Source organism: Blastomonas sp. AAP25 (genome assembly GCF_001295965.1).
GTDB classification, from domain to species: domain Bacteria; phylum Pseudomonadota; class Alphaproteobacteria; order Sphingomonadales; family Sphingomonadaceae; genus Blastomonas; species Blastomonas fulva.
Genome location: NZ_LJHP01000042.1, coordinates 1 through 7728 on the forward strand (window position 1 = coordinate 1; position 7728 = coordinate 7728).

At 59.7% G+C, this 7728-nt stretch carries 6 protein-coding genes and 5 pseudogenes; 6 read left to right on the plus strand and 5 right to left on the minus strand.

The window, feature by feature from the left end; genetic code table 11:
* The coding region (locus IP68_RS20705; protein ID WP_231684168.1) for a hypothetical protein at positions 1–218 on the plus strand (218 nt) is incomplete at its 5' end.
* The gene (locus tag IP68_RS20860) at positions 190–501 is read left to right on the plus strand and encodes a helix-turn-helix domain-containing protein (RefSeq protein WP_082382501.1); all 312 of its coding nucleotides are present in this window, start codon (positions 190–192) and stop codon (positions 499–501) included. The genes IP68_RS20705 and IP68_RS20860, both read left to right, overlap by 29 nt.
* Positions 502–633: 132 nt before the next feature.
* Here the strand turns inward: IP68_RS20860 and IP68_RS18820 are convergent, their stop codons facing one another.
* A complete protein-coding gene (locus tag IP68_RS18820) occupies positions 634–1713 on the minus strand; it encodes an IS5 family transposase (protein ID WP_054136566.1) in 1080 nt (359 codons plus the stop codon).
* 73 nt (positions 1714–1786) lie between these two features.
* Between IP68_RS18820 and IP68_RS19975 the strand changes: the two are divergent.
* A pseudogene (locus tag IP68_RS19975) lies at positions 1787–2508 on the plus strand (IS630 family transposase); the annotation flags it as partial.
* Positions 2509–2959: 451 nt separating this feature from the next.
* Here IP68_RS19975 and IP68_RS18830 read toward each other — a convergent pair.
* Together IP68_RS18830 and IP68_RS18835 are read right to left on the minus strand one after the other, a co-directional pair.
* Positions 2960–3652 carry a cupin domain-containing protein gene (locus IP68_RS18830; RefSeq protein ID WP_054136573.1) on the minus strand — a complete coding sequence of 231 codons (693 nt, stop codon included), beginning with the start codon at positions 3650–3652 and terminating at the stop codon, positions 2960–2962.
* A gap of 39 nt (positions 3653–3691) precedes the next feature.
* A complete protein-coding gene (locus IP68_RS18835) occupies positions 3692–4072 on the minus strand; it encodes a VOC family protein (RefSeq protein WP_054136567.1) in 381 nt (126 codons plus the stop codon).
* A gap of 116 nt (positions 4073–4188) precedes the next feature.
* On the opposite strand from IP68_RS18835, the gene IP68_RS18840 reads away from it, so the two are divergent.
* Together IP68_RS18840 and IP68_RS20710 are read left to right on the plus strand one after the other, a co-directional pair.
* On the plus strand, positions 4189–4749 hold the full coding sequence (locus tag IP68_RS18840; protein ID WP_197275867.1) for a TetR/AcrR family transcriptional regulator: 561 nt from the start codon (positions 4189–4191) through the stop codon (positions 4747–4749).
* Between the two features lie 297 nt (positions 4750–5046).
* A pseudogene (locus IP68_RS20710) lies at positions 5047–5295 on the plus strand (IS3 family transposase); the annotation flags it as partial.
* Positions 5296–5547: 252 nt separating this feature from the next.
* Here IP68_RS20710 and IP68_RS18850 read toward each other — a convergent pair.
* Positions 5548–6609, minus strand: a pseudogene (locus IP68_RS18850) (IS110 family transposase).
* Between the two features lie 97 nt (positions 6610–6706).
* Between IP68_RS18850 and IP68_RS19980 the strand changes: the two are divergent.
* Positions 6707–7488 (plus strand): annotated as a pseudogene (locus tag IP68_RS19980) (IS5 family transposase).
* Here the strand turns inward: IP68_RS19980 and IP68_RS20545 are convergent.
* A pseudogene (locus IP68_RS20545) lies at positions 7417–7728 on the minus strand (hypothetical protein); the annotation flags it as partial. The pseudogenes IP68_RS19980 and IP68_RS20545 sit on opposite strands and share 72 nt — an antisense overlap.

The following is a 7728-nucleotide window of genomic DNA, read 5'->3' on the forward strand; positions in this document are numbered from 1 at the left end:
AAGCTGGCCGAGGCGCTCGACGATCGTTCCTCCTTTCGCCGCTTCTGCGGATTTTATACCAAGGCGCGCTGAGGCTGACCCACGCGAAGGATTCCCAACCGGGTGAAATTATGATTCGTTGCGGCAGGCATATGGAAGCTTGCAATGGCGGCAACGATTGGGGTTCGGACCGATTACACATCATAGGATTTGCGGGTATTTGCCCGACGATGCAGTGACCCGGATCAGGTTCGCCGGCTACTGGCGCTGGCGTTGATCGTTGACGGCGGAAGTCGGAGTGATGCGTCCAAGTTTGCCGGTGTCACCCTGCAAATCGTGCGCGACTGGGTGTTGCGGTTCAACGAGGGCGGTCCTGACGGCCTGGCAACACGCAAGGCACCGGGACGAGATTCGATCCTGAATGATGAGCAACGCGTCCGGCTGGCGGAGCAGGTCGAGGCTGGGCCGATCCCTGCTTCCCATGGCGTTGTGCGCTGGCGGCTAGCTGGACACCCGCAATAACCGCGACTTTGGCAGCGCGCCGACCGGTTTTGTGATGGATGGGTCGAGCGTCTGCATTTGAGCGAGCTGATGGGTATCCCTGGGATGCCTTCTTGTCAGCCTTTCAGCGCCTTCTGCGGATTTCAGGCGCACCTATCCCGTGGTTGCACACCGCTGATGGAAGATCAGACGGTCGAAGTTGTAGGCCGGATTGGCAAGCGTGAGCTTGGCCTGCGCACGGTCAATGCCGATGGTGCGGATGAAGAGGCCATAGCGGTTTTTCTGATGCGCAAAGACATGCTCGACGCGGGCGCGGATCGCTGACTTTGCCGCGTTTGCGCGCGCTATTTGCTCGGGTATCGGCTTGCCCTTGGGCTTGCGGCGATGGATGCGGCTGTTGAGCATGTGGGCCTTGAGCCATGCTTCGTTCTTGCTGCTGCGATAGGCGCTGTCTGCCCAGACATCGCCGGCGGTGTTGGCGGTGTCGATCACCCGCCGCATTTGGCGCCCGTCGCTGTCGGTTGCCGAGGTCACCGCAGCCTTGCGGATGAACCCGAAGCGCCGATCGATGCTGATATGCGACTTGTAGCCGAAGACGGGCGTGGTGATCTGCGGCAGCGGCGTGCCGTCGGGACGATAGCGGACTTTGCCGCCGATCTTCACAGTCCAGCGTGCATCAACATCCTTCTGGTGCGCCTTGTTCGGCTTCCCGCGCCAGATCTGCCGGGCTGACTTGCCCGCCTTGATCGCAGCCTTCTCATCCTCGGTGTTGCGCTGCTTAGGCGCAGGCACCAGTGTGGCATCGACGATCTGACCGCCCATCGCCAGATATCCTGCCTCGCGCAGTTGCTGCTCGAACGCCTGCATCAGCGCATCGAGCGTGCCGCTCTCGGTCAGCCGGTTGCGATAGTGGCGGATGGTGTTCTCGTCGGGCATCGTGCCTCTAAGATCGAAGCCGAAGAAGCGCATCCAGCTCAGCCGATCCCGGATCATGAACTCCATTCGCGCATCCGATAGATTATGCTGCGCCTGAACCGCCAGCACCTTGAACATCGCCAACGGGTCAAAGGGAGGCCGGCCGCCCTTGGCGCCGTCGCTATAACCCAGCCCGCGGGTCAAAAGTGGCCGGAAACGCTCGAACTCCACCGTGCCAGCCAAAACCTCCAGCGGATCGCCGTCTTTGCTCAGCCGCTCCAGGTGCTCCGCCAGCGAAAACAGGCTGCGTGGGTGCATCGAAACTCTCCGTCCAATGCCCGGAGTGAATCACAAGAGAGGTCTCAAAGCGAAGGGTTTTTGCGGGTGTCCAGCTGATCTGGCGCAGTGGGTCTGGGATGAGTTCGCGCTTTCCGTGACCCGCCATACCCTGGGGCGCGAGCTTCGCGCGATGGGATATCGCAAACTCTCTGCGCGACCACGGTATTACGGGCAGAAGCCCGACGACATTGTCGATTTTAAAAAAACTTCGCCTCCCGTCTGGCGCAGATCAGGCGAAGGCTCCCAAGAGGAACGCCAGTAGAGCTTTGGTGGCAAGACGAAGCGCGCATCGGCCAGCAGACCAAACTAACCAGGCGTTGGGCCAGACGCGGCATCCGCCCGTCAGCGCCCAAGGATCAACGACGCTCCTCTGCGTGGCTGTTTGGTGCGATCTGCCCCGCTGAAGGAAAGGCCGCCGGCATCGTCATGCCCAAATGCAACAGCGAGGCGATGAGCATGCACCTTGAGGAAATCGCCTTCCACATCGCGCCAGGTGCGCATGCGGTGCTGCTGCTCGATCAGGCCGGATGGCACGGCTCGGCCGCGCTGGTCATACCTTCCAATATCACCCTCATGCCTCTGCCGCCCAGGTGCCCAGAACTCAATCCGGTGGAGAATGTGTGGCAGTTCATGCGCGACAACTGGTTGTCGAACCGCATCTACCAATCATACGACGACATAGTCGACCACTGCTGCTTCGCATGGAACAAGCTCGTCGATCAACCATGGCGAATTATGTCTATCGGCTTGCGCAGGTGGGCTCATGGGTCATGATCAATGCGCGTTGGTATAACTGCACCGCTGCATCCAGAATAGCGGAGTGGACCCTATTACTGCGCAGGCTGACAGGCGGTTGGGCGATGCTCATCGGCACAGGCATCTACCGCATCTATCGGCAGCTGACAACGTAATGGGCATTAAGCGCCTTGGACGTGTAATTCGATTAAAAACCAAACACGTTGGTTGTTTGTCAAATAGGATTAACAGAAAATAGTAGTTAAAGGTGTGCTGTCAACGATCTAAGGTTCGCTGTGTAAGCACCACCTTATTTGTGCAGGTTTCAAGTCTAAAGGCGTGGTTGACAAGAATTTAAATATAAGTGCTAGCCGAAATTTAGCTTTTTGTTTTGCGGTGATCACGTAATATTGTCGACGCCATGAGCGAAGCATGCGTTTTATGCAACCCGACTCAAAGAATCAAAACATTCTGAAAAAGGTCAGAAGACTCACTTCCTTTCGCAGCCGTCAGAGCTGGGGGGCACAAAGCGGAGCCCGCCTGTCTTTATCCATACCTGTGCGCCCCGCTCGCCTGCAACGGCCTCAATCCGCCCACCTACAGGGATACGCAGCCAGCTGAACTCGTTCATCAGGTTGCCGGATTCCTTGCAGGAACCGCCGAGCACCAGCAGTTCCGCGCCGCCCGGTACGTTCAATGAAATCTCTGCTCCCGGTTCCCACTTCTCCCATTGCACTGTTTCGCGCCGATCGCGGAACAGCGGGACGATAGCAACACCGGGCCGCCCAGGAGCAAAAACGAGGGCTTGTTTGCGCATGTTGATGTTCACGGCGGTCCGATCATCTGGATCGAACTGCCATAATTTGACAAATATGGTGCAGCCGGTTTTCGAGGCTGGCTGATGCCGGGATGTCGGCGGATTGCGGACGTAACTGCCAGCTGGATAGTCGCCATGCTCATCCTGAAAGACGCCATCCAGAACGATGAACTCTTCTCCGCCACCATGGGTGTGCGGCGGAAACAGGCTGCCCGGTGCGTAGCGGACGATGGAGGTGGCGCGCGCCACCTCCCCGCCGATCCGGTCCAGCATCCGGCGATCAACGCCGGCAATCGGAGACGGCACCCACGGCACCGCATCTGCGTGAATCAGCACGCGCTGCGAAAAATCGGTGTTCAGGTCCATCATCGCCCTCGTTCCACAATGTTGTGCCGGATCTGTGCATCACACGAATGCGACGACGGCAACCTTGTTGCCGGTCGGATCGCGCAGATAGCCCATGACGGTGCCGGGCAATGCGCCCGGAGCGGGCGGCCCGCTGACATCACTGCCGCCATTAGCTAGACCGGCTTCATACCATGCATCGGCCATCGCCTTCGATCCGGCCTTGAACATGACCGTGCCGCCATTGGCGTGGCAGGCGTCCTTGCCGTCCTGCGGTTTGGTCAGCAGGAACAGACCCGTTTCGGGCTTGCCATACATGAAGGCCGGGGGGTTATCGCGGAACTGCCCCTTCGCGCTCACGCCGAGCACGGCAAAAGTGGCGTCGTAAAACCGGGTGGAAGCGCCAAGATCATTGGCTCCGAGCATAACGTGAAAATACATGGCGGTCTCCGCAATCAGGGCAGCCCCGAGTGGCTACCGATTCGTCTACCTACTACTAGGTAGACGAATCGGCAAGCCCTGCTTGATTGCGATGCCGAACCTACTAAATGGTAGGCATGGACACAAAGGCCGCCTTACTCGACAGCGCCGAACAAGCCATTCGCGCGCGGGGCTATGACGGGTTCAGCTACGCCGATCTGGCCGCAGATGTCGGCATTCGCAAGGCGAGCATCCACCATCACTTCCCCACAAAGGCGGATTTGGCGTTGGCGTTGATCGCCCGGTATTCCGATAACTTCTTCCTGAAGCTGGACCAGATCAGCGAAACGCATCCCACAGGCGGAGCGCGTCTGAAGGCCTATGTTTCGGCGTGCCGGGATGCGCTCGATGGTGGCAGAAAGCTCTGCTTGTGCGTTGCCTTCTGCACTGGACGTGACGGCCTTAGCCCGGACGTGCTGGCAAGGCTGGATGGGTTCCATCGCACAATTGCGGTCTGGCTCCGAGACGTGTTTGCGGCTGGCAAGGCCGACGAAACCATCGCAGATGTCACAGATTGTGCCGCAGAAGCTCATGCCTGTCTGGCGCAAATGGAAGGCGCACAGCTTATCGCGCGTGCGGCTGAAGATGTTGAACGGTTTGATACAGCGGTTGCCAGATTGCTGCAAAGGACCGCATAATCTCACGACGCGCTCTTGTTCCTCAGAACTTGACTCAGAGCTATCGCTATAGATTTCATGCTCTTGCGATGCAGCGGGCGAAGAGCTGGACTGAAGAGATGACACCCATGCGGTTGCTGAGGCCATGTGAACCGCCCTGGCTTGCCGGAGGCCCTAACTCTTGAGAGGAAGGATCTACAAATGAGGAAGACGACGAACAAGTTTTCACCTGAGGTGCGTGATCGGGCGGTCCGCCTTGTGCTGGACCAGGAGGGCAAGCATCCCTCCCGGTCGGCAGCGATCACATCCATCTCCGCCCAGGACGTGCGCGATCTCATGATCGCCACCGTCGAGCAGCGCTTCGGCTGCGTGAACCAGCTGCCTACAATCATCGAATGGCTGACGGATAACGGTAGCTGCTACACCGCCAGGGAGACCCGTCGCTCCGCACGCGAGATCAACCTCCGGCCGCGCACGACGCCCATCGAAAGCCCGCAATCAAACGGCATGGCCGAGGCGTCCGTGCGCACCATGAAGCGCGATTACGTCCGCGTTGCCGCAAAGCCTAGGCCGTGTTGACAAAAGGGATTCCCAAACGCCCCATGTTCTGATTCATATGTGGACGCCCCCTTGGCAAGGGCATTTTGTCGGGACGGGTTTTGATCGGTTGCTTTCATATGTCCGGCCTGTTTGTGCGGGATTTTGATTACCGCTGGCCCTGATGGAAATCCGCCGGTGAGGTCCCTAAACAGACCGGCGCGCGTTTGAAGCGTATTGAATCAGACGGGTTGGCCTTACCATTGGCTTGATCGTTACTCATCATCGACTGCCACTACCATTTCGGTCGACCTGGGTTTGTGAGGTCAGATGCGCATAGGGGTGATAGGCTTCCTTCCGGGTAAGCACGACCCAGGCGATCCGGGCGAGCTTGTTGGCGAGCGCGACCGAGACGACACGGAAGGGCTTTTTCTCGCTGAGCTTCCTGATCCAGTCGGCCATGGGCGTTGGCTTGTCTTTGACATGCCGCATGACGGCAGTCGCTCCGACGACGAGTAATCTGCGCAGGTAGCGATCTCCCTGTTTTGAAATGCCGCCAAGTCTGGTTTTGCCGCCGGTCGAATGTTGCTGCGGCGTCAGGCCGAGCTAGGCCGCGAACTGTCGACCCGAGGAGAACTGCTCGGCATCCGTGACCGTCGCAGCAATCGCCGTCGCCGTGATGATCCCGAGGCCGGGGACCGCGGCAAGCCTGCGACTGGCTTCGCTCTTGGCGTGCCAAACGACGAGTTGCTGATCAAGTTCGGCAATCTCGGCAGAAACAGCCATGATCTGGCGGATCAATATCTCGAGAGCAGCGCTGGCATAGGATGGCAGGGCATCCTTGTCGGCCATCACTCGCTCGGCCAACTTGGCGAGGTGGGCGATACCGGGGTTGGCGACGAACCCGAGCTCAGCCAGCTGCGCACGCAGAGCATTGGCAAGCATGGTCCGCTGTCGCACGAGCAGGGATCGAGCGCGATGGGTCATGAGAATGCCCTGCTGCTCAACAGATTTGACTGGCACAAAACGCATCGTCGGTCGCTGCACGGCTTCGCAGATCGCTTCAGCATCGAGCGCGTCACTCTTGCCCCGCTTGACATAGACCTTCACGTAAGCCGGCGGGATAAGGCGAACCTCGTGCCCCATCGCGGTGAGCGTGCGCGCCCAGTAGTGGGCCGTTCCGCAGGCCTCCACCCCGATTAAGCAAGGTGGAAGCTTCGAAAAGAACGGCAGCATGTGCTTGCGGTGCAGCTTCTTTACGAGCACCGTGGCACCATTCTCATCAATGCCGTGTGCCTGGAACACGCTCTTCGCTAAATCGAGCCCAATCGTCATGATCGTCATTGCAAACGCTCCTCTCTCAGTTGACCGCCGGAAGTATAGCAACTGCCGGTCAGTGCGGGGGCGTCCACATCATCAGACTGCTTTTTGAGGAGCAGTCATGGGTCGCGGAGACTTGTCGGATGCAGAGTGGGAACTGGTTGGGCCGCTGCTGCCGCCTGAGCGGAGTCGCTGGGCGCGACCTGCGGGCGATAATCGTCGCTTCCTTAATGGCATGCTCCACGTGCTGCGGGTCGGTTGCCCCTGGCGCGACATGCACGAGCGATACGGAAAGTGGAACTCGGTCTATGTCAGGTTCCGGCGTTGGGCCGAACAAGGCGTATGGGATGCGCTCCTGCAAACGCTGGTCGATCTTGGTCTGACCGACGACTGGCAGCATATGATCGATAGCACCAGCGTTCGCGGCCACGCCTCGGCAGCGGGCGGAAAAGGGGGGCTTGTGCGAACGCTCTTGGTCGATCACGCGGCGGCTTTACGAGCAAAATCCACGCCCGTTGTGACAATCAGGCACTGCCTCTCGGCTTCACCCTGACCGGCGGGGAGGCTTCCGATTACACCGCAGCTGAGCCGCTGATGGAGATCGCGGTCGCCGTACCCAAGGCGCTTCTAGCGGACAAAGGCTACGACGGTGATCGCTTCCGGGAGAGCCTGCTGATCCGGGGTATCTTGCCGATCATCCCACCCCGATCGAACCGCAAGGTGCCAGAGCATCCCGACTATCGCCGCTACCGTGACCGCAACCGCGTCGAGCGCATGTTCGGCAAGCTCAAGCAACAGCGCCGTATCGCCACCCGCTACGACAAATCCGTCCTATCCTTCGAGAGCGTCCTCAACCTCGCCGCAGCCCGTCTTTGGCTGAAGTCTTTTGTCAACACGGCCTAGGAAGTTGGTGGCATAGGCGAAGAAGGCACGCTCGCGGCTTGCTGCTGTCCAGCGCGCCGCCGGATCGGCCACCGCCAACTGCTTGGGCGGCACCGGGGTCGCTCCGCCAAAGGCAGCATCATCGAGCACGGTCAGATACTCGCGAACGGCATGGCTGGTGGCTGCGTCAGGCAAGGCGTCCGCACTATCGACTGCATGCTGGCGGCTCACATCGGCGCGCACGAGGCTGCCATCGACTGC